The sequence below is a fragment of the Microcoleus sp. AS-A8 genome, assembly GCA_039962225.1.
Lineage (GTDB): Bacteria > Cyanobacteriota > Cyanobacteriia > Cyanobacteriales > Coleofasciculaceae > Allocoleopsis.
On record JAMPKV010000002.1, the window covers coordinates 428,318 to 452,420 of the forward strand.

19 protein-coding genes and 1 pseudogene are annotated in these 24,103 nt (G+C 46.3%); 9 read left to right on the forward strand and 11 right to left on the reverse strand.

What is annotated here, in order from left to right:
• Positions 1 to 125 precede the first annotated feature (125 nt).
• From NDI48_04880 to NDI48_04895, 4 genes are all read left to right on the forward strand, one after another.
• Positions 126 to 3,275 carry a leucine-rich repeat domain-containing protein gene (locus NDI48_04880; protein ID MEP0830542.1) on the forward strand — a complete coding sequence of 1,050 codons (3,150 nt, stop codon included), beginning with the start codon at positions 126 to 128 and terminating at the stop codon, positions 3,273 to 3,275.
• A gap of 141 nt (positions 3,276 to 3,416) precedes the next feature.
• Positions 3,417 to 4,463, forward strand: a complete 1,047-nt coding sequence (locus NDI48_04885; GenBank protein MEP0830543.1) for a phosphoribosylaminoimidazolesuccinocarboxamide synthase — start codon at positions 3,417 to 3,419, stop codon at positions 4,461 to 4,463.
• Positions 4,464 to 4,804: 341 nt separating this feature from the next.
• Positions 4,805 to 5,446, forward strand: coding sequence for a hypothetical protein (locus NDI48_04890; protein ID MEP0830544.1), 642 nt, complete (start codon positions 4,805 to 4,807; stop codon positions 5,444 to 5,446).
• A gap of 131 nt (positions 5,447 to 5,577) precedes the next feature.
• A complete protein-coding gene (locus tag NDI48_04895) occupies positions 5,578 to 6,429 on the forward strand; it encodes a pentapeptide repeat-containing protein (GenBank protein MEP0830545.1) in 852 nt (283 codons plus the stop codon).
• A 98-nt stretch (positions 6,430 to 6,527) separates the two neighbouring features.
• On the opposite strand, the gene NDI48_04900 is transcribed toward NDI48_04895, so the two are convergent.
• The 6 genes from NDI48_04900 to purT all read right to left on the reverse strand — a co-directional run bounded on the left by NDI48_04900 (position 6,528) and on the right by purT (position 13,465).
• Positions 6,528 to 8,924 carry a PhoX family phosphatase gene (locus NDI48_04900; protein ID MEP0830546.1) on the reverse strand — a complete coding sequence of 799 codons (2,397 nt, stop codon included), beginning with the start codon at positions 8,922 to 8,924 and terminating at the stop codon, positions 6,528 to 6,530.
• 319 nt (positions 8,925 to 9,243) lie between these two features.
• Positions 9,244 to 9,696: a hypothetical protein gene (locus NDI48_04905; GenBank protein ID MEP0830547.1), complete on the reverse strand. Its 453-nt coding sequence runs from the start codon at positions 9,694 to 9,696 to the stop codon at positions 9,244 to 9,246.
• 271 nt (positions 9,697 to 9,967) lie between these two features.
• On the reverse strand, positions 9,968 to 10,636 hold the full coding sequence (locus NDI48_04910; protein MEP0830548.1) for a PAS domain-containing protein: 669 nt from the start codon (positions 10,634 to 10,636) through the stop codon (positions 9,968 to 9,970).
• Positions 10,617 to 11,516, reverse strand: coding sequence for an alpha/beta hydrolase (locus tag NDI48_04915; GenBank protein MEP0830549.1), 900 nt, complete (start codon positions 11,514 to 11,516; stop codon positions 10,617 to 10,619). The genes NDI48_04910 and NDI48_04915 overlap by 20 nt, the downstream gene beginning before the upstream one ends.
• Positions 11,517 to 11,716: 200 nt before the next feature.
• A complete protein-coding gene (locus NDI48_04920) occupies positions 11,717 to 11,899 on the reverse strand; it encodes a hypothetical protein (protein MEP0830550.1) in 183 nt (60 codons plus the stop codon).
• A gap of 390 nt (positions 11,900 to 12,289) precedes the next feature.
• Positions 12,290 to 13,465, reverse strand: a complete 1,176-nt coding sequence (gene purT, locus NDI48_04925; protein MEP0830551.1) for a formate-dependent phosphoribosylglycinamide formyltransferase — start codon at positions 13,463 to 13,465, stop codon at positions 12,290 to 12,292.
• Between the two features lie 127 nt (positions 13,466 to 13,592).
• Here purT and NDI48_04930 point away from each other — a divergent pair, with 127 nt between their 5' ends.
• The 3 genes from NDI48_04930 to NDI48_04940 all read left to right on the forward strand — a co-directional run bounded on the left by NDI48_04930 (position 13,593) and on the right by NDI48_04940 (position 16,307).
• Positions 13,593 to 14,717, forward strand: a complete 1,125-nt coding sequence (locus tag NDI48_04930; protein MEP0830552.1) for a class I SAM-dependent RNA methyltransferase — start codon at positions 13,593 to 13,595, stop codon at positions 14,715 to 14,717.
• Between the two features lie 157 nt (positions 14,718 to 14,874).
• On the forward strand, positions 14,875 to 15,540 hold the full coding sequence (locus tag NDI48_04935) for an SDR family oxidoreductase (GenBank protein MEP0830553.1): 666 nt from the start codon (positions 14,875 to 14,877) through the stop codon (positions 15,538 to 15,540).
• A gap of 83 nt (positions 15,541 to 15,623) precedes the next feature.
• The gene (locus tag NDI48_04940; protein ID MEP0830554.1) at positions 15,624 to 16,307 is read left to right on the forward strand and encodes a gamma-glutamylcyclotransferase; all 684 of its coding nucleotides are present in this window, start codon (positions 15,624 to 15,626) and stop codon (positions 16,305 to 16,307) included.
• Here NDI48_04940 and NDI48_04945 read toward each other — a convergent pair.
• Entirely contained in the window at positions 16,295 to 16,483 is a 189-nt protein-coding gene (locus tag NDI48_04945; protein ID MEP0830555.1) for a hypothetical protein, read from the reverse strand. The two genes, NDI48_04940 and NDI48_04945, sit on opposite strands and share 13 nt — an antisense overlap.
• A 116-nt stretch (positions 16,484 to 16,599) precedes the next feature.
• Positions 16,600 to 18,471: an AAA family ATPase gene (locus NDI48_04950; protein ID MEP0830556.1), complete on the reverse strand. Its 1,872-nt coding sequence runs from the start codon at positions 18,469 to 18,471 to the stop codon at positions 16,600 to 16,602.
• A 219-nt stretch (positions 18,472 to 18,690) separates the two neighbouring features.
• Here NDI48_04950 and NDI48_04955 point away from each other — a divergent pair, with 219 nt between their 5' ends.
• Positions 18,691 to 19,170 carry a cupin domain-containing protein gene (locus NDI48_04955; GenBank protein MEP0830557.1) on the forward strand — a complete coding sequence of 160 codons (480 nt, stop codon included), beginning with the start codon at positions 18,691 to 18,693 and terminating at the stop codon, positions 19,168 to 19,170.
• Between the two features lie 355 nt (positions 19,171 to 19,525).
• On the opposite strand, the gene NDI48_04960 is transcribed toward NDI48_04955, so the two are convergent.
• Complete coding sequence (locus NDI48_04960) at positions 19,526 to 21,268, reverse strand: ABC transporter ATP-binding protein/permease (protein ID MEP0830558.1); 1,743 nt, start codon at positions 21,266 to 21,268, stop codon at positions 19,526 to 19,528.
• A 110-nt stretch (positions 21,269 to 21,378) separates the two neighbouring features.
• On the opposite strand from NDI48_04960, the gene arfB reads away from it, so the two are divergent.
• Positions 21,379 to 21,795 (forward strand): aminoacyl-tRNA hydrolase, encoded by a 417-nt coding sequence (gene arfB, locus NDI48_04965; GenBank protein ID MEP0830559.1) that lies wholly within the window; start codon positions 21,379 to 21,381, stop codon positions 21,793 to 21,795.
• Between the two features lie 158 nt (positions 21,796 to 21,953).
• Here arfB and NDI48_04970 read toward each other — a convergent pair whose 3' ends face one another.
• Together NDI48_04970 and NDI48_04975 are read right to left on the reverse strand one after the other, a co-directional pair.
• Positions 21,954 to 23,126, reverse strand: coding sequence for a hypothetical protein (locus NDI48_04970; protein MEP0830560.1), 1,173 nt, complete (start codon positions 23,124 to 23,126; stop codon positions 21,954 to 21,956).
• A 450-nt stretch (positions 23,127 to 23,576) separates the two neighbouring features.
• A pseudogene (locus tag NDI48_04975) lies at positions 23,577 to 23,846 on the reverse strand (hypothetical protein).
• Positions 23,847 to 24,103 lie beyond the last annotated feature (257 nt).

Consider the following 24,103-nt stretch of genomic DNA (forward strand, 5'->3'; position numbering starts at 1 on the left):
AAGGAATCGCTCATCTGCCCGGGGGTTGAAACTCCTGTCTGAGAGTGGTGCCACATCTGAGGGGACGGAACCTGAACCTTAATCTTTGTGGCTAAAGTTATGGAAGGATGGTTTAGGAATTGCCGATGACCGAGGCAGAACTGCTGCGGGTAATTGAACAGGCGGCGAGTGAGGGGGTGACGGAACTCGACCTCTCTGGCAATGACTTAACGACGCTACCGCCTGCGATCGGCAGGTTGACTCAACTCAAAAAACTGATTCTCGGTAAATATCAGTATAACGACGAGGGCTATATCGTCGGTAGCATCGGGAACAAACTGAGTGCTTTACCTGCGGAAATTGGACAGCTCAATCAGCTTGAAGAACTTCAGGTTGTTAACAATCGTTTAAGCGCCCTGCCGGGAGAAATTGTCCAACTCACCTCGCTGCAATCGCTCTACCTCAGCGGCAATCAACTGAGCGCCCTGCCGGGAGAAATTGTCCAACTCACCTCGCTGCAAACGCTCTACCTCAGCGGCAATCAACTGAGCGCCCTGCCGGGAGAAATTGGACAACTCACCTCGCTGCAATCGCTCTACCTCGGCTCCAATCAACTGAGCGTCCTACCTGAAGAAATTGTCCAACTCACCTCGCTGCAAACGCTCTACCTCGGCTCCAATCAACTGAGCGCCCTGCCCCCCGAAATTGGACAACTCACCTCGCTGCAATCGCTCGACCTCCGCTACAATCAACTGAGCGCCCTGCCTGGAGAAATCGTCCAACTCACCTCCCTGCAATCGCTCTACCTCCACAGGAATCAACTGAGCGCCCTGCTCCCCGAAATTGGACAACTCACCTCGCTGCAAACGCTCGACCTCAACTCCAATCAACTGAGTGCCTTGCCTAGAGAAATTGGACAACTCACCTCGCTACAAACACTCTGGCTCTTCAAGAATCATCTGAGCGCTCTGCCTGGAGAAATTGGACAACTCACCTTGCTGCAAACGCTCGACCTCGAAGGCAATCAACTGAGCGCCCTGCCCCCCCAAATCAAGCAACTGCCCAACCTTGAAAGGCTAGATCTTCGGGGCAACCCTGTCCCCATTCCCCCTGAGATTTTGGGTCCGAAAGAGTTGATGGAAAGACCGGGTGATGTCAAGGAAATCCTCGATTTCTATTTCCAGGTGCAAGATCCAGCCGAAACCGAACCCCTCTACGAAGCCAAATTCTTGATTGTTGGCGAAGGGGGAGCGGGAAAAACCTCTTTAGCCAAGAAAATCGAAACCGAAACCTACGAACTCCAGTCCGATGAAGAATCCACCCAAGGCATTGATGTCATTCGCTGGGACTTCCCCCTGCCTGACGGACAAAACTTTCGCGTCAATATCTGGGACTTTGGCGGTCAAGAAATCTACCACCAAACCCACCAATTTTTCCTCACCGAACGTTCTCTCTATGTCTTAGTTGTAGATACTCGCCAAGAAAACACCGACTTTTACTGGTGGCTCAAAGTTGTCGAACTTTTGAGCGGTAATAGCCCCATTGTGATCGTTAAGAATGAAAAACAAGACCGTCAGTGCCAGGTCAACGAGCGCCAGTTGCGCGGAGAATTCACCAATCTAAAAGAAGTCCTAGCAACCAACTTAGCCACCAATCGCGGTTTACCCGAAATTAAAGATGCGATTCAACAATATATCAGCAGGCTTCCCCATGTCGGCAGCTCCTTACCCAAACTTTGGGTGAGAGTTCGTTCGGCATTAGAAAACGATTCCCGTAATTACATTACCGTCCAAGAATACCGCCAACTTTGCCGACTGAATCAATTAACTGACCGTCAAGATATGCTAATGCTGAGTCGCTATCTCCACGACCTCGGCGTTTGCCTTCACTTTCAAGACGATTCTACTCTTAAACACTGGGTTATTCTCAAACCCGAATGGGGGACGGCTGCCGTCTACCAAGTTTTAGACAATGAAACCGTCAAGAAAAATCTCGGCTGTTTTACCCAAGATGATCTCAAAGATATTTGGCAAGACATTGAATATGCCGAGATGCTAGATGAACTGCTCAAACTGATGATGCAGTTCAAACTTTGCTATGCAATTCCCAATCGTCCTGACACCTACATTGCCCCTCAACTGCTCGATTTCAACCAACCCAGCTACACCTGGTACGACACCAACAGCCTAATCTTGCGCTACAACTACGAGTTCATGCCCAAGGGTATTCTCACTCGCTTCATCGTAGAAACCCACCCTTGGATTGAACAACAAAAACTCGTTTGGCGCAGTGGGGTTATTCTCAACAAAGACCAAACCCGTGCCGAAGTCATCGAACAATACAATCAAAAAGAAATTAAAATTCGTGTAACCGGAATTCGCAAGAAAGAACTCCTCGCCGTCATCACCCACGAATTGGAAAAAATCCACAACTCTTACGAACGTTTGAAATATCAAACCTTTGTTCCTTGTAACTGCGAAGATTGCCAAGGAAGCCAGACGCCTCATTCCTACCCTCTGGACAGACTCCGCAAGCGCTTGGATGCCGGTAAATACAAAATTGAGTGCGAAAATAGCTATGAAATGGTAGATGTCCGTAGGCTAATCGATGATGTCAACCTGCAACCTCTTGGAGTAGAACGGGAAATTAACCCACGAGACTTACCACTGCAACGGGAACTGCAACAGGAGAGAGCCGAATCCATGAATCGTTCATCAGAACCTAAATTCGACCAAGAAATCTTTATATCCTATGCTTGGGGTGGGGAGAATGAGGAATATGTAAATAACCTCGATCGCACGTTACAGGAAAAAGGCATCACAATCATCCGGGACAAACGTGATTTAGGTTACAAAGGACTCATCAAAGACTTCATGGAACGAATTGGACGCGGCAAATGCGTGATTGCTGTGATTAGCGACAAGTATTTAAAATCTCCCAACTGCATGTTTGAACTGGTGCAAGTGGCGAAAAATGGAGAAATCCGCGATCGCATTTTCCCCATTGTCCTAGCCGACGCCCAAATTTATAAGCCCGTTGCCAGAATTAAATATATTCAGCATTGGGAAAATGAAATTAAAGAATTAGATGAAGCGATGAGAGGAGTTGGTGCAGCGAATTTGCAAGGATTTCGCGAAGAAATTGACCAATATACCGAAATCCGCAACACCATTGCCGAACTCACTAACCTTCTGAAAGATATGAATACCCTAACACCGGATATTCACAGCCAATTAGAATTTCAGGACTTGATTAAAGCAATAGAAGACCGCTTAGATCAGGATACAATTGCTTAAGCTACAGCTCTCAAGTCCGCCTTGGCAACCGGAGCTTTAGTGAGGAGGAATTAGGGGGGTGAGAGGCTGGGACGATTGCCAGGAGTTAACCCCTACTCTTGAGCAGAATTAGGCATTGTTTGAGAAAAGAAAATGGCATTAATGGATAGACAAGAAATTGAAGCATTAGTGAAAGATTATGGAACTCAGGTCAATGAAGGCCGAACGATAAAAGAACTCATCAATGATGGAGAAATCCCAGAACTGAAAGGTTGCCAAATTTATGAAGGCAAAGTTTCCAATTGTGTTTATGGAGATACCCTAAAAACCAATGAGGGAATACCCATTCGATTGATGTATCGGTCAAATCGAGTTTCCACCCATGACCAACACAGAGGAACGATACCCTTTAAAGACCAAGTTTTAGCATTAAATCATCATCTCATGTTAGAGCTGGTTAAGGGAATATTGGGGAGTTCTCAATTTGAAATTCCCGACTTAACGCCCACTTCAACAGTCATTGCAGCCGAAAATTTAGCCCCAATTCAATTTGAAAACGTACTCAGACTTTATATGGCAGAGAGTAGCACTTCAACCTCTCTCTATCAACATTGGTTATCTGGGGAAAGAGAATTTTGTGGACATAAATTACCCAATAATCTCAGCCCCAACGGGAAGCTTCCTTACCTGATGGATACCCCTTCCACAAAAGCGAAAAATGATGAATCTGTGAGCCCTCAATACTTATTTGATAAGGGAATCTGTACTGAGCAAGAGTATAGGGAAATCCGAAATAATTCGATTCTAGCATTTGGAATTATTTTAGAACACGATAGAAAAAAAGGAATGGTTCCAGTTGATACCAAACTAGAACATGGACGGAACCACAAAGGAGAAATTGTGGTAATGGATGAAGTCTTTACTCTGGATTCAACAAGAAGATGGAAACTGGATTTAGAGTCCGGTGCCTTTGAACTTGCTCAGGAAGGTAAACCGAAATCCTATTCTAAAGAGTTTGTTCGAGGGATGAAATTCGATAGTAAGACAGGATTACTCAGTCCAGAACAGGAATTAGAAGTAGCTGTAAGATACATAGAAACAATCCAGCATATCAGTGGCAAAAGATTTGAACCTGATCTCAGGCCGAGAGATGAGAGAATTGTGGAATCGACCAACTTAATTTTGAAACATTTGAGTCTAAAAAAGTAATCGATATTAAAACACTTAGACTTATATGAGATGGGTTAAAACCTTGGTAGCCGTCATCTAGGAGAGAATGCGATCGCCTGCCCTTTCGAGGTAGCTTCGCTTCACCGTATCGCCTAAAAAGCGATCGCCACGGCACCCAGTAAAACCCACCTCCAGAATACACTCCGAGGTGGGAAACCTTAGCTAGGATGTCCGAGCATGGAGCTCGGTAGGAACTGCCATAGCGCTTTACTAGATCCGAAATAGTACCATTCTTCGGAATTAGCTGAACCACCGGGCACTCTCTAGTGGTAAGTTATCCCTGTTTTGCCCTAATATCCCCAATATACGGAGAAAAAACTTTGGGTATAGAACTGCGTAGTTACGTATTTCTAGACAACTTACAGCCCCAACATGCGGCTTACATGGGGACAGTGGCACAAGGGTTCTTGCCCTTACCCGGTGATTCATCCCTGTGGATTGAAATCGCACCTGGGATTGAAATTAACCGGATTACAGATATCGCCCTGAAATCCACCTCTGTTCGTCCGGGGGTGCAGGTTGTCGAACGACTTTTTGGACTTCTAGAAGTTCATTCCAGCTTCCAGGGGGAAACGCGGGCGGCGGCTAAGGCGATTTTGGAGGCGCTGGGTGCCCGAGAACAAGATTGTCTTAAACCCCGTGTCGTTTCCAGTCAAATTATCCGCAATATTGATGCCCACCACACCCAACTGATCAATCGCACTCGCAAGGGACAACTCCTCTTAGCAGGACAAACGTTATATGTCTTGGAAGTTCAGCCGGCTGCCTATGCGGCTCTCGCCGCGAACGAAGCTGAGAAAGCAGCCTTCATTAACATCCTGGAAATTCTCCCGGTGGGTATCTTCGGACGCCTCTACTTAGGGGGAGCCGAACGGGATATTTTAGCCGCGTCTCAGGCTGTGTTGGTGGCGTTGGAAAATGTGGTTGGACGCGCTCACCCTGACAGTGGAAAATCACAATAGCGATCGCACCTGACTCTAAGCGATCGCCGTTTTAGGGATTCACCCAACAAACCACCCCTCAACACCACGCCGATTCACAGGCATGATGGTTAGAGTGACTCGTTAAATTTAGTTTTTTACCAAACCTAGAGATGGCAAATGCAGAGCATCTAGCGTTTCTCGCTCAGGGTGCCGTTGGATGGATTAAGTGGAGAACTCTCAACCCACAATTAGAACCCGACTTGAGCGAAGCGAACCTGATTGGCGTTAACCTCAGAGGTGCTCACCTGCAAGGGACTAACCTGAGAAAAGCACTGCTGGATCATACTCTCCTGATTGCAGCGAACCTCACAGGTGCTAACCTGAGTCAGGCTAACCTTTCCCATGCATCCCTCAACGAGGCAAACCTCGTCGAAGCTTGCCTCATCGATACAACCCTGATCAGTGCTGACCTCAGTCATGCTGAACTCACGGGTGCTAACCTAATTGGGGCAGACCTTTACGGAGCTAACCTTAAAGGCGTCGATCTCAGTGATGCCAATCTGATTGGGACTAACCTGAGACGGGTTAACCTCAATGGAGCTGATTTGAGTGGGGCACAGCTATTAAGAACGAACCTCAGCGAGGCTAAACTTGTGGAGGCTAACCTCAGTCATACGAATCTGAGTAATGCAAACCTCCACGAAGCCGAACTCATCGGGGCTTACCTTTACAAGAGTGATCTCCAGAAAGCGAACCTGAGTGAGGCTCACCTGAGTGGAGCTTACCTCTCTAGAGCAAATCTGCGGGAAGCTGACCTAGAGCGGGTTGATTTGAGATGGGCTAATCTCAACCGAGCCAACCTGTGCGAAGCTGACTTGAGAGGCGCTAACCTCCGAGGAGCCAACCTCAGCCAAGCTAATTTAGAAAGAGCTGACCTGAGAGGTGCTAATCTCCGAGGTACCAACCTGAACAAAGCTAACCTTCAGGGAGCCATAATGCCTGATAGCACAACTCACTTGTAGATACCGAACAGGTAGGGGCACGATATTATCGTGCCCGACAAAAACTGCTCTTGAACCCGAATGAAAACTGCGATAGAAGTGGTTGCGATCGCCCTCGCTTAGACAAACTGACCTTTCGAGTCCTTGGGGCGAATACCAATCACTGAAGGACGTGGTGCTCCCTGAGGATTGCCCTCGATATTACTAGGCCAGTTACTGCCACGAGGCACCGTGCGTGTCTGGTTAAACAAACTGCCATTCAAATCCAGCATCTCGATCGTGCGGCTCAGAGTTTGCTGAGGGTTGAACGGACAATCTTCACTGGGATGCTGCACCGCGAGGATGAGCGTATCCCCGATGAAGGTTGGCCCAGTCATCTCGCAACGGGGTGGCCCATAAGCAAAGGGTACAATTCTTCCCGCATTCGGCCCACGGGTGGGAATAAAGAACAGCCAGTTATTGCCAAAAACTCCAATTAGGTCAGACGTCTGAACATTTAAATTAGAATCGGTAGTCACTGTCGATGTAGCGCCCACGACTCGATGGTCTATCGGTCTTTGACTCGGATTCGCTCCGGTACTAAAGCCATTGTGGGCGCTAGTGGACATATCAGTTACGCCCCAGACATTACCTTGGCTATCAAACGCTAGGTTATCCACATTAGCAAAACCATCTCCGGGTTCGGCTCCGGCTTCCCCACCTTTAGCCAGTCGCTGCCAGCGAAAAGTCGTCCCTGTTGTACAATCGGGGCTGTTTTCAATAATCTTGAACAGTTCTCCCGACGGTTGTGGGGCGTTAACAGCATTGCTGTACTTAGATACTACAAAGATTCGAGAATCGGGGTAGCCATCACTACCAGGAGCACCATCAGTGTAGGCGATGAAGACTTCCTTAGTGCGGGGATGAACTTCAATATCCTCAGGACGAGCTGTCGGTGTTCCCCCCACGAGATTAGCCGCTAAGAAGGCATCCACTAACACTGCCCCTTGGCTGGTGTAAAAATCGGACAGCTTCTTGCCTTTGTAACCGGATAAAGCGGTAGCTTCGTTGGTGGTATCGACGTTAAACGAACCCCCATTGGAGGTTTGTCCGGCAATACCGTTACGCTTGGGGAGTGGCAGCAGACCATTTCTCGTTGCTTTACCCAATTTGGAAATTTCCACAGAGGCAAGCGTCGATGGCGCAATGGGGTCGGTTGCCGTATTTAACGAGAGGGGAATCCACCGGCCTGTACCATCTGAGTTGTAGCGGGCAACGTAGAGCGTTCCGTCCTCAAATAAGGCACTGTTGTTTTTGTCGGTGGGCGAAGATACAGTACCTTTACTGACAAATTTCCAAGTATGACCCCCTCGTCGATCATCACCCATGTAAGCAATTAATTTTTTCCCCGCTTCCACTCGCATGGCAATGTTTTCATGGCGAAAACGACCCAAGGCGGTGTGTTTGCGAGGGCGGTAATTGGGATCGGCGGGGTCAATTTCTACCATCCAGCCGTATTTTTCCCCAACTAAGCCAAACTTTTCCCCTGAAGTCCCGGCAATGTAGCCTGTCTGAGTGCCATCAGGCTTTACAGGTTCCGTTACCCCCATGAAAAAGAGTGCACTGCCTTGGAAGTTCTCTTCAGCCGACAAAATTCTTCCCCAAGGCGTTGTCCCACCGGAACAGTTGTAAGCCGTGCCAATAATTTTATCGCCCAATCCATCAGTAGATTTGGTAAACACTTGGGTTGCGGCGGGGCCGGTACCAATGAGGTAGTTTTGGTCTCCTTTCTGATAGCTTTTGGAACCCCAAGAGGTGACAGTTTTGTACGGATCGGAACGCTGGCTGTTAATCCCTAAACCGGAAAGTCCATGGATGCGTCGATTCTTGGAATCGCTGACAACGGCAAATTTTGCACCCTGGCCTGAGCGGGAGATGCGAACAATGGAACCGCCCTGATTGTAATAAAATTCGCCTAAAAGTTGAATACTTGCTTTGTCATTCGATAAGGTTTGCCCAATTACCAAGGGGTAGCTTTCAGAAAATTCAGCGACATCATCGGGAGCCTCTGGGGCGAGTTTAGAAAAGGGGTAGGAAATGTATTCATGATTCACCCAAAGATAGCCATCATTGGAGTTGTTCCCATTAATAGGAACAAAACCGGTATAGTCGCAGTTGTAGCCAAAGTATTCTTCCTGGTTCGGGAAAACCCGATCGCCCCAGCGCACAATTACATAACGTTCATATTCCGGTGGCACAACAACATCATCGACGATATTGTACTGGCCTAATCGAGCATCGCTGGATGGATTTAATACCGTTCCCTGCCCAATTGCTGTTGGCAGGTAACTTGCCTGCTGTTGGTAAATGGGTAGAGGATGTGGTAAACGGACGGGGGTAAATTTCAGAGGCTGAGTCGCTTCGGCAACATTAAGATGGCTACCGAAAAGTTTATCTTCTAAAGCAGGGGCTAGAACGGCAGCACCAGCACTGGCTCCAAAAAAAATAAGGAGCTGCCTCCGAGTAATTTTGGACATCGAATTCTCTCTCTTGTTTAGGATCGCAAGAATTACAAGTCTTGAAACATCATGTCGGCAGAACTAAGGTAGAGATGAGTTCCAAACAATTTTAAAATCCTACTCTTACAAAATTAAGAACGGGTAATCTTAAGTTTAATTGTCAATATTTATTTATTAATGTTACCTTAACGGTTTATTTTTGGTCAACCTGGACAAGGTGTATGTTTTTTTTAAAAATATCTTGAAAAAATGAAAAGGATGAATTTTTGAGTTTTTTATCTTTTACACAGTGCTAAAATTGTTTTTCATCCTTCATCCTTTACAGTTCAGACTTGAGTTAGTCATCTCTAAAAGCCGGATCGTTTTCTCTTCTCCTTCTACGCTCCTGTGCTGGATCGATTTGAGAGGTAGGGGGAGCGGAAGGTTGATTAAAGCCAAGTAGTACTCTAGAATTGTTGGCAAAATATCGAGTCCATCGATATATCCTAGAGTATTGTTGCCATCCAGAGCGAGAAACTTGCGATCGCAGCAGTGGAACGATCTGTCCCTGGTGTTCTCCTAAAATGAGAATAGAGACTTCACTCACTTCAGGATTCTCGATAAATTCCTGCTCTATTGAGCTTTGTGCCAAATCTTGAGCTTGTTGCACGAGGATATCAAAGGATTGACTGCCCTCAGAATTAAGGATAAAGTTACGCTCTACCGATTCAGCGGAGGCAATGGAGATGGTAGAGACGAAACTACTGAGTATTAAAATCATGCCCCAGCAGAAATGGTGATAAAAATTCATGGGCTTGGCTGTTGTAACTAGAGGTGCGCTAGTTAGGCTAACAACCAAGTGTTAAACAGCGAGTAAGCTTTGGTTAAGGGAATAATTGGGAAATGCTGGGAGAAAATTAGGCTACATTTCCTGGAAAGGTAATTCTAAATTCGGTTCCTTGACTCCGATCAAGCTCCAGCGAACCCTCTAGCTGTTCTACTAATCCTTGAACTAGAGTCATTCCTAAGGATGAATGCTTCGATGCCATCGATTTCCCCCAGCAGAAAACTATCCATGAGAACTAAATTACGGTATCCAACAGGCGCGCCTGAAAACGGAGGTGTTGCTCGGCTTGTTCGCGTTCGCCTAGCACGGCTTCTAACAAGTTATGCGTTTCTTGCAACTGGGCTTGCGTCTGCTTTAATTCAGTGATCTCGCGAGAGATTGCTAATACTGCTTCGACTTCCCCAACGAGGTTCAATTCGGGAACGTAGCGAGTTTGGAAGTAAGCAATACCCTGAATACCAGCGTATTCAAACTCAATGCTCACTTCTTGTTTCGTCTCAAAAACTTGCTGAATTGCGGCTTCCCACAACCGAACGCAATCTTCTCGCATTTCTAATTCACGAGACGTTTTCCCAATAAAATGTTCGGGAAGTAATCCTGTTATATTAGCTACAACGGGATTTATATAGAGAATACGACTTTCGCGATCGAGTCGAGCCACAGGATCGGATAAGTTTTCTACCAAGGCGCGGAACTCTTGTTCACGTTTATGCAGGGTTATTTCAGCACGTTTCAAAATTTCCAGGCATTGTTGTAACTCTAAGGCTGCCGCTTCTTTGGGAATCTGCTGAAGATGGGTGGCAATGGCAGAAATTTGGTGTATACAGTCAGCGAGGGTTGCCGAAGGCATGGCAGTTGACCGTAAGCTTCTCAAGTTAATTGTTTTAGATGTTGTTCGGCTCATCCCGAAATTCTAGGATATGCTGTGCTGTCTTCTGGGGCTGTTCGAGGTGAGAGACATGTCCACAATTTTCGAGCCAAATGAGTTGAGAATGTGCGATCGCTTCCTTAAATTTGTAGGCATCCGCCGTCCCCAAAATGCGATCCGATTCTCCCCATAAAATTAGGGTTGGCTGTTTAATGTGTGAAAGTTTTTCCCCAAACGAGACATAGCCTCCACTTTTCGTAAAAGCAATCAAAGCGTCGTGCCAACCTTGTGATTTGAGATGTAAGGCGGCACACAATTGGGCATCTAATGAAGCCAAGCTTTTGTTGAAGTAAGCCTTAGTACTAATTTGTTGCCGAACTTTTGGGCTACTTAAAAATCTTGTTGCCAAAGAGCTAATGGGCGGAAACAGCAACTTACCAATGTTCGGAGGGGCTTTATATCCAGCGGTATCAATTAAAACTAACTGCTTAACCAATTGCGGATAAGAGAGCGTGAAATCAATAGCAGCGGCTCCTCCCATCGAGGCACCGACCAAAATCATTGGCTGATTAATCAGTGTTTTCCAAAAGTAGTAGAGATGGGTTTTAATAGCCGCCGGACTAAAGGGAATACCTAGCAAGCGTTCCGTAAAACCAAAGCCTAACAAATCAACAGCCCATGTCTCATTCTCAGCCGCCAACAAAGGTATCAGACGCCGAAACTCGAACAGCGAACTATCAAAGCCATGTAACAACACAATGGGAGTGCCGCCACTACCCTGACGCACATAAGTCGTTAAAATCGGCTGTTCACTCAGGGGAGTTGTAATCGGAATTTGCTCAATACTTTGAGCAAGAGCAATAGAAGTAGATTCGGTTAACTGAGCAATTTCGGATGGAAGAAAACCAGTAGACATCAATTTAGGAATAGATACCAATAAACTCAAGGTACCTCATCATCCGCAAACTGAAAATCTGGGGTTCAACCCGACTCGCTCTATCTTCGTAGAGGGCGAAACTCTTAGACTCTGGCGATGAACTAGGTTGATCCGCCCTGGATTCCTAATTGTCAAGGCTTCATGCCAGCTAGGAGTTCTTGTTATGTATATTCATATTACTACGGGAGATGTGACATTACAGACCACAAAAGTAATGGGGTGCTAGCGAGGATGGTAAAAATGATCGCATTTTCTAAATTGCGCGTGGCAAATCCTACCGTTAGCATTAGACATAGAAAAAGGACTAAAGACAGCAATAGGGCTAGATTTCCGCCGCTAGAATCAATCAGTAAACTGTCCATTCAAGTCTTCTCCTGAGGTTATATTTTCTCCAAAGAGATGAAAATTTGGAAATAGCGAGTTCCTTTTACTAGTTCTTCTTAAATAATATTTTAAACATAAACTTACAACTTAGCTGCATTTATGTAGGGTGGGCAGTTGGCGGGACAGCTTCAGCCGCTATCAATAACGCTTGTCTGCACTGTCCACCCTAGGCGACTAAGAGCGATCGCACTGAACAAACTGTACCGCTTCGCGGAATTCAAAATTCAAAATTCAAAAGTCAAAATGCTTATACTGTCAGCATTTCAGGGATTTTGAAGGGTAGCTTTATTCCGCCGCGCTGTACTAATCGAGCAACGGCTCTAAGCGTGAGAAATTATTCAGTAATTATAGAACGTTGCTCGGTCTTCTCATTGATGAATAAGCTGAATCTGGCTGGCAACTCTCAGCGCTTTTTCCCTAGCGTCCTGAGTATCTTTTCCCTTGGCTAAAGCGACACCCATCCTCCGGAAAGGACGTGAATCGGGTTTGCCAAATAATCTCAAATCGACATCGGGTTCAGATAAGGCTTCCGCGACGCCTGCAAAAAAGATTGAATCAGAATTATCTTGAGCTAAAATAACAGTACTCGCTGAAGCGCCTAGTTGTTCTATTTTAGGAATTGGCAACCCTAAAACCGCTCTCAAATGTAGCTCAAATTCATTCAGATTTTGAGAAATTAAAGTGACCATTCCCGTATCATGAGGTCGGGGTGAAAGCTCGGAAAAAATCACTTCATCCTTGGTAACAAAAAACTCCACGCCGAAAATTCCAGCACCGCCTAAAGCATCGGTTACTTTTTGGGCGATCGCCTCTGCTTCTCTCACCTGTTGTTCAGAAATTGCTGCCGGTTGCCACGATTCTTGATAATCCCCTCGTTCTTGACGATGCCCAATCGCTGGGCAAAAAATAGTCGGTGCATTCCACTGTTTAATGGTTAATAAGGTAATTTCTATCTCAAAGTTGATGAATTCTTCAACAATAATTTTTTTTGTATCTCCCCTAGAGCCTGCGATCGCGTAATTCCAAGCCTGTTCTACTTCCTCGAAAGAGTTAACCACCGATTGTCCTTTTCCCGAGGAAGACATCACAGGTTTAACCACATTTGGAAAACCAATTGTTTGAGAAACTTCAATAAACTCATTTAAGTTTGTCGCATAAGTATAGTTAGCGGTTCGGATGCCTAACTGTTGATGAGCCAGTTCTCGAATTCGGTCACGGTTCATCGTATAATTGGTTGCCATCGCTGTAGGAATTACCGTTATTCCTCGCTGCTCAAATTCCACTAATTTCTCAGTTCTAATCGCTTCAATTTCTGGAATAATGAAATCAGGCTGATGTTTAGTAACAACTCGTTCCAAATCATCTGCACTTAGCATAGAAATGACTTCTGAGCAATCCGCCACTTGCATCGCTGGCGCATTCTCATAGCGGTCAACGGCAATGATATAATTACCCAGCCGTTGAGCTGCAATGACAAATTCTTTGCCCAGTTCGCCTGAGCCGAGGAGCATAAATTTTTTAGGAAGTTTTAGCGAATCTGACATGAGTGATTTCACTTAAAATTAAAAACTGCGCCCATTTATTGTAAAACTTAAAGAGGGCTAACTATTAATAATGACTGAGAACATTTACAGGCTTTGAAGCGTAGCCTAAGCACAACAAAGGAGGCGAATGAGCCAATATTTTGCTACGGTTGCTCGTGGCTTAGAGTCAATTACTGCCCAAGAGTTAGAGCGATTGGGTGCAAAAGAAGTTCGTCCTGATTTTACTGGGGTACATTTTAGGGGCGATCGCACCTTACTATACCAAGTAAATCTCTGGGCGAGAACCGTTTTTCGGGTACTCGTTACGCTACGAGAATTCCCCTGTCCTAATGCCGATCGCCTTTACACAGAGGTGCAAAAAATCGATTGGCAGCAATACATCCAGCCTCACAATACCCTCGCCGTGAATGCAACAGGAGGCAATCGCCAACTGAATCACACCCACTTCACCGCTTTACAAGTTAAAAATGCCATTATCGACCAACAACGTCGCCAATTTGGTCAGCGGTCTAGCGTTGATACCGAAAATCCTGATTTACTGATTAACGTCCATATCTATCAAGACCGTTGTATTTTAAGTTTAGATAGTTCCGGTGCCAGTTTGCATCGACGGGGATATCGACCAGCAATGGGGCTTGCACCTCTTAAGGAAACGTTAGCCGCAGCGCTTTTAGATATGGCGGAGTGGGAGCCAAATCTGCCATTTTTAGACCCATTGTGTGGTTCTGGAACTTTACCTTTAGAAGCGAGTTTAAAAGCCTTAAATATTGCCCCCGGATTGTTTCGTCCTGAGTTTGCTTTTGAGAAATGGCATGATTTTGACGAACAACTTTGGACGCGGTTGCTGGATGAGGCGGAAGAGAGTCAAATCCCTCAACTCAAAGCACCAATTATAGGGAGCGATAAAGACCCTGATATTCTCGCTCAAGCTCGAATTAATGCACAACAATGTCGTATTTCAGACCAGGTAAAGTTTACTCAAACTGACCTCAAAGACGTAGAAACACCAGCCGATAGGGGTGTGATTATTTGCAATCCGCCCTATGGAGAACGTCTGGGGGATGCGGCAGAACTCGGTGATTTTTATAAGCTGTTAGGTGATGTTTTCAAGCAACGTTTTAAAGGTTGGACAGCGTTTGTTTTAACGGGAAATAAGGAATTGGCAAAGCGGGTAGGATTGAAAGCGGCTCGTCGTATGCCTGTTTATAACGGTTCTATACCTTGTACTTTGTTGAAATACGAGATGTATTAATGCAGTTTTTTACACATTCAATAAAAAACCCCCAGCGCGAACGCTGGGGGTAACATCAGGGTGCATCTACTTTTTCTTTATCCGTCATCGTTATGGCTGCATCAGGAAAAATTGATAAAGTACCCAAAGAAATCGAAGGCTGAACTGAGGCAATCTGATGGCAACTTATCTGATTACAGGGACAAATCGCGGGATTGGTTACGAATACTGCCGCCAAATCAAAGAACGGGGAGATACGGCGATCGCCGTCTGTCGCACTGCTACCCAAGACTTGAGGGATTTGGGCGTGCAGGTAGAGGAGGGGGTGGATATTACCTCGGATGCTTCCGTTGCAGACTTACGCGATCGCCTAGGTAATACTGCGATCGATGTTCTGATTAATAATGCGGGAATAGTAAAGCGTGTAACGTTGGAAGACTTGGATTTTGACAGTATTCGCGAACAGTTTGAGGTCAATGCCCTCGGTGCCTTACGGGTAACCCATGCATTCCTTCCCAACCTGAAAGCGGGTTCCAAGATTGCACTGATGACGAGTCGCATGGGTTCAATTGCAGATAATACCTCTGGCAGTTCCTATGGCTACCGGATGTCGAAGGTGGCGTTGTCGATGGCAGGCAAGTCGCTATCTCTCGATCTCAAACCGCGTGGGATTGCAGTGGCAATTCTGCATCCAGGGTTAGTTCAAACCCGCATGACGAACTTTACCTCTGGTGGCATTACACCGGAGGAGTCGGTGAAGGGGTTGTTGGCTCGGATTGATGAGTTGACGCTGGAGAATACAGGTACTTTTTGGCACGCTAATGGTGAGGTGCTGCCTTGGTAAGTGCGTGTCCCTGATTTAAGAATTGCAGAGAATTATTCCTTTTCTTGGCAGTCGCACCGGAAGTCCATATACCAGGCTAATTCATGTCATTAACCCGAGCTGATCTTGAAAAAGGACGTTTGCAGGAGATGATCGTGCAGTCTAACCCGACTGTATCTTTCCTCAGTGAAGCCGAGTTACAAGCATCGCTGTCTAACACGTTGCAACAACAACAACCGGATTCAGATGTCTGGCTGTTTGCCTATGGCTCACTGATCTGGAACCCTGTCTTCACATTTGTTGAGCGTCGTATGGGCATGATTTACGGGTTCCATCGACGGTTCTGCTTGTGGGTACCTGCTGGTCGTGGCACTCCAGAGAATCCTGGATTAGTGCTGGGTCTGGATCGCGGTGGTAGCTGTCGTGGCATTGCTTTCCGGATTGCGGCAGCGGATGTATCTTCTGAATTGCCGCTGGTTTGGCGACGAGAAATGATTGTTGGTTCCTATGTTCCCCGCTGGGTGAAAGTAGAAGATGGGAAGCAAGGGTTTAAGGCAATAACGTTCGTGATTAACCGTCAGCATCGGAGGTATGCTGGTGAGTTGTCGCAAGAAACCACTGTTAACAGCATTGCGACAGCAAGTGGACACCTCGGTTCTTGCGCTGATTATCTGATGCAAACTGTTAATGGCTTGCTTTCTGTCGGGATTAAGGACAAATATCTGCTATCACTGCGTGACCAAGTCATGGCACGCCAACAATTGCTAGTCAATGCTCACGAGCCGTAAGACGGGGAACTCATGCACTTCAGAAAGTCCAGAATGTAGCGGTAAACGTGAGCCGGAAGGATAGCTTGCTGAACGCACCGTCGCAATAATTCTGGCAAGCGATCGCCTAATTGAGTGAGTTGTTCTGAGAGGTCGTCTGGAATTTCAATCGCGATCGTTGCCACAGCGAGAGCCACGCAATAATTACACTATTCGCTATTCTATGCCGGGTTGAAAGCTTCTCCCAGAGTTTAAATCACTGGCTGAGTGGAGTGAACCTCGGCGTGCGATCGCTTACTGTCTGTACCCCTTTTTAAGTCTCAGGAAGTACTTCATCTAAAAGCTTAGAGATTTCTTCTAAGGATTCAGGCTTATTCTTAATCAGCCATTCCGTGAGTTTTACAGAATCTCTAGTTTTTGAAAATTCTACCCTGCTTTCAGATAATTTTGAAAATATATCTTTCAAGACTCTTGCCGCATCAATATGTATATCTACCCAATGGCAATCTAAAAGGTTGTTATTTGAAACATTTTTAGGAAAGTAAGATTTTTCCTGTCTTGCCTCGTTCAAAAGTACATTAACATCTGAAGCGGTAATAAGGTTCTCTCGATATTCATCCAGGTTATTGAGAACATTTGCTATAGCTTCAGAATGCAGTAAGTAATTTTCATACATACGTCGAGGTAAAAACTTAACCGGATTTGAACTTCGTTTCCGCAACTCGTCCATTTCTGGTGCGGTACGAAGTTCTCGATCAAATAAAAAGCCTACTGCTGGAGGAAATAAGTTTTGACTGCCACTGAGCTTATCGTAAACATCAAAAATAACGCGTGCGCGTTTTCCTTCCAAATTACCTATACTCTTAACTGCAAGAACTTGAATTCCCCTAAGCGGTTTATTGAGAATTTCCTTGATAATTAATGGGTAACATTTTTCTTCAGTTGGTCCTTCAACCCAAAGTATGTTATCCATTCCAAATACATCAGACAGTCTAACTCCAACTTCGTCTAGAAGGAATCTTAACTCTCGTGTATCTTCGGAATTCATTACAGAGAGTGCTGTTTCACAACTTTCTATATATCGCAGCATTACAATAGAGGTAGGCTCGGCAGAAGCAATTATAGTTGGGGAATGAGTAGAAACAATATATTGATGTTGTGGAAAGCTTCCGCTCTTACCTATTTCTCTAAGAATTTCTATAAGTTTTTTAGCTGCTCCAGGATGTAAAAAAGATTGAGGTTCATCAATAATCACTACTCTTGGGCTATGTGCAGTAAGTACAACATATAAGATAGATAAAACTTGACCAATGCCAGTACCACAAGCAGACAATGGAAACGATAAATCGTTTCTGTATGTTGAAGGATCGACATACCAAACCTTGATTTCAATATTTGATGCTTGTGAAACAGTAACTCGTTTAATTTGGGGAAATACTATAGAAACATAACGATTAAAGAGATTAAATAATTCTGGATTCTCGCCTTGCAGTATGCCGAGTACCTCAGGTAGATTAGATGCGTTAGGTTCAAGCTCTGAGTTAAATCTTCTGCCGCAACTACCAACATTCAGACGTTCAGCAAAAAACCTGTAAATTCGCTTTCGGACAATTCTAAAAAAATGACCAAAAACGCCTTCATTTACGCTTTTATCACCCATTGAATAGGATGATGTTGTTAATCGCTCATTTACATCCTCTAGAAGTTGAATATGATTGCAGACCCCAGAAACTACTGGAATTGTTTCATACAAACCCATAGTTAATCCTTGATTGGAATCATTAACAATTAAAGTTGAGTCACCTTCAATAGCCGAGCTGTATGTTTGTAAATTTGGATTATCTAACCAATTTTGAAATAGTTGGATTGCTTCAAGTGGATCTGAAATAGGATGAGGTATAAAGTAGGGCTTTGGAATTTGTGCCACTATTTCTTTCACTTCTTGCTCTGTAAGGTTTACTGAGAAGTTGACCTTAGACTGAGGATGTAATGGAAAAGACGGTGTAGGTAATGTCCTAATGCTTTTATGAGGTATATTTTGAAAATCTAGTGCCAAAGCTTCGAGTAAAGCTGTCTTTCCTGCACTATTCTGACCTGTGATAATGTTTATTCCCGGTCGAAAGTCTATCCAACCAGAATCATGGAATGATTTATAGTTGAATATCTGAATCTTTGAAATTAGCATATAATGCGTAATCTATTTAATAATCCAGAGCTACTACTTTAGTTTACTTGTTGATTCAAAATAATTTTTGAAACGATTTAATTTAGAATTAACGCTCACTTTTCATCTCGGATAAGTCTATTGAATATGACGGATAATCTTTGAAAAGATAGGTGCTTAACTAGCCAATGTGAGGTTGAATACATAGTTAGCCCTCATCATCCCGCCTCACGAGTTCCTATGTCAGAAAGAGCCATATCGATCGCCATCAATGCATCGGACGCCCCGGCAAGAACCAAACCCTCGAACTATCCTGAACCGTTCGCGTCGCGCATGGTGGGCAGAGAAAAGCGACCACTTGGTGACCTGTTTGGCCTCACGAACTTTGGCGTCAACCTCACACGCTTGGCTCCCAATGCCGTTTCCGCCCTTCGTCACGCCCACACCAAACAAGACGAGTTCATCTACATTTTGCAGGGACACCCAACGCTACACACGGACGAAGGTCGTACACAACTCTCTCCGGGCATGTGTGCGGGCTTCAAGGCTGGCACTGACAACGGGCACCATTTGATCAACGAAACCTCAGAGGATGTCCTGTACCTCGAAATCGGGGACAGGACACCGGGAGATGAAGGAAGCTATCCCGATGATGACCTCAAAGCCCTGCTGGAGGATGGCTTGTGGAAATTTGTTCACAAAGACGGCACTCCGTACTAAACGGGTGACAACTGACAGTCCGGTTATTCTGTTGTCTGCTTCTCTGTTTGATACGAATCAACCAAAGGCTATTTTAAGCAATTCTGACAACAGATGAGAGATTTCAACTGTTGCTAAAAGTCTATTCATCAGCATTTGCAATCGCATCGCACAGGTGTCGCTCTTTTTCCTTAAAATCGGCATTTGTTAGCTGCATCAGTGATTAGGGTATTCAGTAGACATCTTGACAAAACCTCCAATGGCTGATTTCTCCGTTGTTATCCCGCCAGGGGTTCAAACCCCTGTCTCATAGCCAAAGTCCGTTGAAACGGACTGGCTGAGCAGGTTGCAGTCCTATGCAAGAGGACTTGAGCTATTAGCAAGGGACTTGAGTCCCTTGCGGGGACTCCGGTTGTTCTTCGACAAGAGCTAGAGGTTGTTTAATCTGCCAGGTTTTGTCCTGGGAGAGTTCCAGCAAAGACTGATGGTAATTTGCCAATGTAGCGCGATGTCCCACACTCAAAAAAGTAGTCCCTTTCTCCTGCAAATGTTGATATAACCGTTCTTCATTGCCCAGATCTAACGCGCTAGTCGCTTCGTCCAAAATGGCGTAATTAGGTTTGTTCAGCAGCAACCGGGCGAAGGTCAACCGTTGTTGTTCACCCAGCGAGAGGACATCTGCCCAATCCTGTTCGGCATCAAAGCCGCCAAACCGTTCATCTAAACCCGCTAAGTTCACCTGCTCCAGAACTTGCTTCAAGTGTTCGTCGTCAACCTCAAGGTGGGTGTTGGGATAGAGCAGTTGATCGCGAAGGGTACCCAGCACCATGTAAGGACGCTGGGGCAAAAATAGAATCTGGTCGGATTCAGGACGAACGATCGCACCCTCACCAGAATCCCACAATCCTGCGATCGCTCTTAGCAGTGAACTCTTGCCGCAACCACTCGGCCCCATCACCAAAAGCCCCTGTCCAGCAGCTAACTCCACCGACAAATCCTCCACCAACGTCCGCTGATAATTGGGAGTTTGCAGACTGAGGTGTTCGACTGCCAGCCGATCTGCCTCAACCGTCTCAATCCTTGGTTGCTCGTCGGATGCCTGGGTTGCCTCTGTCTGTTCTAAAAACTGGGCAAAGGTATAGAGACGGTTAATTCCAGCTCCAAAAGTGGTCAATTGCTGGAAGCGGGCAACGACAACATTGAGCGAGAAGAAGACTCGGACAAAAGCTCCCTGTGCTTCAGAAACTTTACCCACCTCCATTTCTCCAGCAAAAATCGCGGGTGCGACAACCAGGGCAGGCAAGACGAAGGGGATAAACTCATAAGCATTCGTCAGAACATTCAAGTTCAACTCCCAAACCAGCAGCCGTTTGACATTCTCAAACACATCCAAAAATCGGTGCTTGACCTGATTCGACTCCTGCTCCTCCCCCCGGTAAAAAGCGATCGCTTCCGCATTCTCCCGAATTCGCACTAGGCTAAAGCGGAGATTCGCTTCTTTCTTGAGTTGTTCAAAGTTGAGTCGGACAAGCGGCTTACCAAACACGGCGCTTGTAACCACAGTTCCAATCAGGGCATACAGCACCAGAAAAAACACCAGGGGTTTAGAAATGCCCCAGAGCACGCTGCTGAAGGCGATCGTTGACAGCACCGACTCCACCAACCGCAGCAAAAAGGTGAGGGACTCCTGGGTAAAACTGCGAACATCCTCCGCAATCCGCTGATCTGGGTTATCAATCTCGGTTTCTGAGATATGCAGGTTGTAATAGGCGCGATCGCGAAAGTAGTTATCCACGAATCGATGGGTGAGCCATTTCCGCCATTGCAAACTGAGGCGATCGCGCAGATAGGTATAGCCTGCGAGCAATGGTGCATAAATCACCAGCACAGCGAGGAAAATGATCACGGTTTGCCAGAAGCGTGGCTCATCACGCGCTGAGAGGGCTGAAATCAGTACTCCTCGCTTGTTGTTGAGTACGACGCTCAACCCCGTATACGCTAGCAGACACAGCACGACCCCCAGCAGTAATCCTCTGGCTTGCCATTTTTCATCCCCTGACCAATAGGACTTGGCGATCGTCCAGAATTGCTGGATTACATTAAAGTTCAATCGATCCATCGGCTTGTTTCCCTTATAACTCGGTCTTCCAGGAGATAATCGATAAAGGTGAACCAGAGTAAAATTTGCTCAACGACTGGTGCGACTCATCTCTGGGCAATTGTTAAATTATGCTACAAATTTCTAATACCGTGAGCATTCCAGAGTATGAGATTGAGATGAGTGCCGTGCGCTCTCAAGGGGCAGGCGGACAAAACGTGAATAAGGTGGCGACTGCCATTCACCTGCGCTTCGACATCGTGGCTTCCTCGCTGCCCGATCGCTACAAAGAGCGGCTGTTGAAGCTTTCCGACCAGCGCATTACCAAGGAAGGGGTGATTGTCATCAAAGCTCAAGAACACCGCAGCCAGGAGCAGAATCGGGAAGAGGCGTTGCAACGACTGCAAGACTTGATTAAAAGTGCGATCGCAATCCCCAAACGCCGTAAACCCAGTAAGCCGACTCGGAGTTCTCAGAGGAAGCGTCTGGATAGCAAAACTAAGCGATCGCAACTTAAGACAATGCGAGGCAAGGTTACGGATGAGTGAGATCGCTTGGCATCTCATGTACCGGACTCAACCATTTAGCCCCATAAATTCAGCAACAGAGCCAGGATGGAGCTTGTTGATTTCGGATGCTACCTAGACCAACAGGTATTGTTAGAGCAACTTTCAATCATCAACAATCACCAATTACATACCATGGCTCAAGCTATTTCTGTGTAAAAGTGATTTATTTCAAAGTCCGTCGCTACGAGAGTCGGAGCGCCGACAAGGGTGGCAAACAGAGCACCTGTGCCCAAGCCAGGGTCACTACCATTGGAGTTGTAGAACAGGTTGCCATTAACCGAGTTGTAAACGATATCTGCGATGCTAGTGGCAGCATCATCATCGCTCGTGACAATAGCAAACTCAGAAGCTACACTAAACCCTGTCCCTACAGCGCTGCTAATGCTGGTGAAATTATTCCTGAAGAGGACAATTTTGTCGTTACCTGTCTCGAAGTCAGATATGACATCTACACCAAAATTTTCAGGACTAAAGGCAACCCATGGAGAGTAGAAGTCGTAGGAGTAGACAAAGCGATCACTCCCCTCTCCGCCAATTAGGGTGTCATTGCCAGCCCAGCCAATCAGAGTGTCATTGCCGTCCCCACCAATCAGGTAGTCATTGCCAGCCCCACCATCGAGGGAGTCATTGCCATCACCACCAATTAGAGTGTCATCGCCGCTGTTCCCGCCATAGGAAGAGCCACCAATTAGGGAGTCATTGCCAGCACCGCCATCAAGGTAGTCATTGCCGTCCCAACCATTGAGGGAGTCATTACCGTCCTCACCAATCAGGTAGTCATTGCCGTCCCAACCATTGAGGGAGTCATTGCCCGCGCCGCCATAGAAGGTATCATCGCCAGTCCCGCCAGTGGCATAGTCATCGCCGTCCTCAATAACGAAATCTGTTGCTACAAGGGGCGGAGCGCCAGCAAGCGTGGCAAATAGATCACCTGTGCCAAAGCCAGGGTCACTGCCATTGGAGTTATAGAACAAGTTGCCGTTAACTGAGTTGTAGACAATATCTGCCGTGCTGGTGGCAGCTTGGGCGTCACATTCGACAATGGCAAACTCATCAGCCACGCTGAAACCCGTCCCTCCCACACTACTGAGGCTAGGGAAAATAGCCCGTTGCAGGTGAATTTGGTCATTACCTGTCTCGAAGTCAGAAATGGCATCTACACCAAAATTTGCAGGGTTAAACGTTGTATAAGATCTGTAGACGAAGCGCTCGCTCCCCTCTCCACCAATGAGAGTATCATTGCCAGCCCCGCCATCAAGGTAGTCATTGCCAGCACCGCCATCAAGGTAGTCATTGCCGTCCCAACCCATTAGGGTGTCATTACCGTCCTCACCAATGAGGAGGTCATTGCCGTCCCAACCATTGAGGTAGTCATTGCCCGCCCCGCCATAGAAGGTATCATCGCCAGTCCCGCCAGTGAAATGGTCATTGCCGTCCTCAATAACGAAATCTGTTGCTACAAGGGTGGGAGCACCAGTGAGCGTAGCAAATACAGCACCTGTGCCAAAGCCAGGATCACTGCCATTGGAGTTATAGAACAAGTTGCCGTTAACTGAGTTGTAGACGATATCTGCCGGGTTCGTGGCGGCGTCAGCATCACTCGTGACAATGGCAAACTCATCAGCCACGCTGAAACCCGTTCCTCCCACACTACTGAGGCTAGGAAAAATAGCTCGTCGCAGGTGAATTTGGTCATTACCTGTCTCGAAGTCGGAAATGACATCTACACCAAAATTTGCAGGGTTAAACGTTGTATAAGATCTGTAGACGAAGTGATCGCTCCCCTCTGAGCCAATGAGAGTATCATTGCCAGCCCCACCATAAAGGGTGTCATCGCCAGCCCCACCATAAAGGGTGTCATCGCCAGCCCCACCATCGAGGGTGTCATTGCCAACCCCACCATCGAGGTAGTCATTATCGTCGGAACCATCGAGGGTGTCATTGCCGTCTCCACCATTGAGGGTGTCATCGTCAACCCCACCATTGAGGGTGTCATTACCGTCCCCACCTTCGAGGGTGTCATTGCCGTACCCAGTATAGAGGGTGTCATCGTAAGGAGTACCGAGATAAAGTACCATACATTTGAACTCTGTTTTCTCAAGAGTTATCAGAATTTTTGTACGTATTAACTTATTTCCAGTGTCTTGCTACTTATGCAATAACTCTCTTCCTCAGACCCTCATTTGTAACAAAAACTTGACCCTTGAGCAGAAATCACTCAATCTGCTAAGGTAATCCTATTCACACTGAAACCCTAAAAATCTTTGCGCCACTCAAAGCTGTTGGC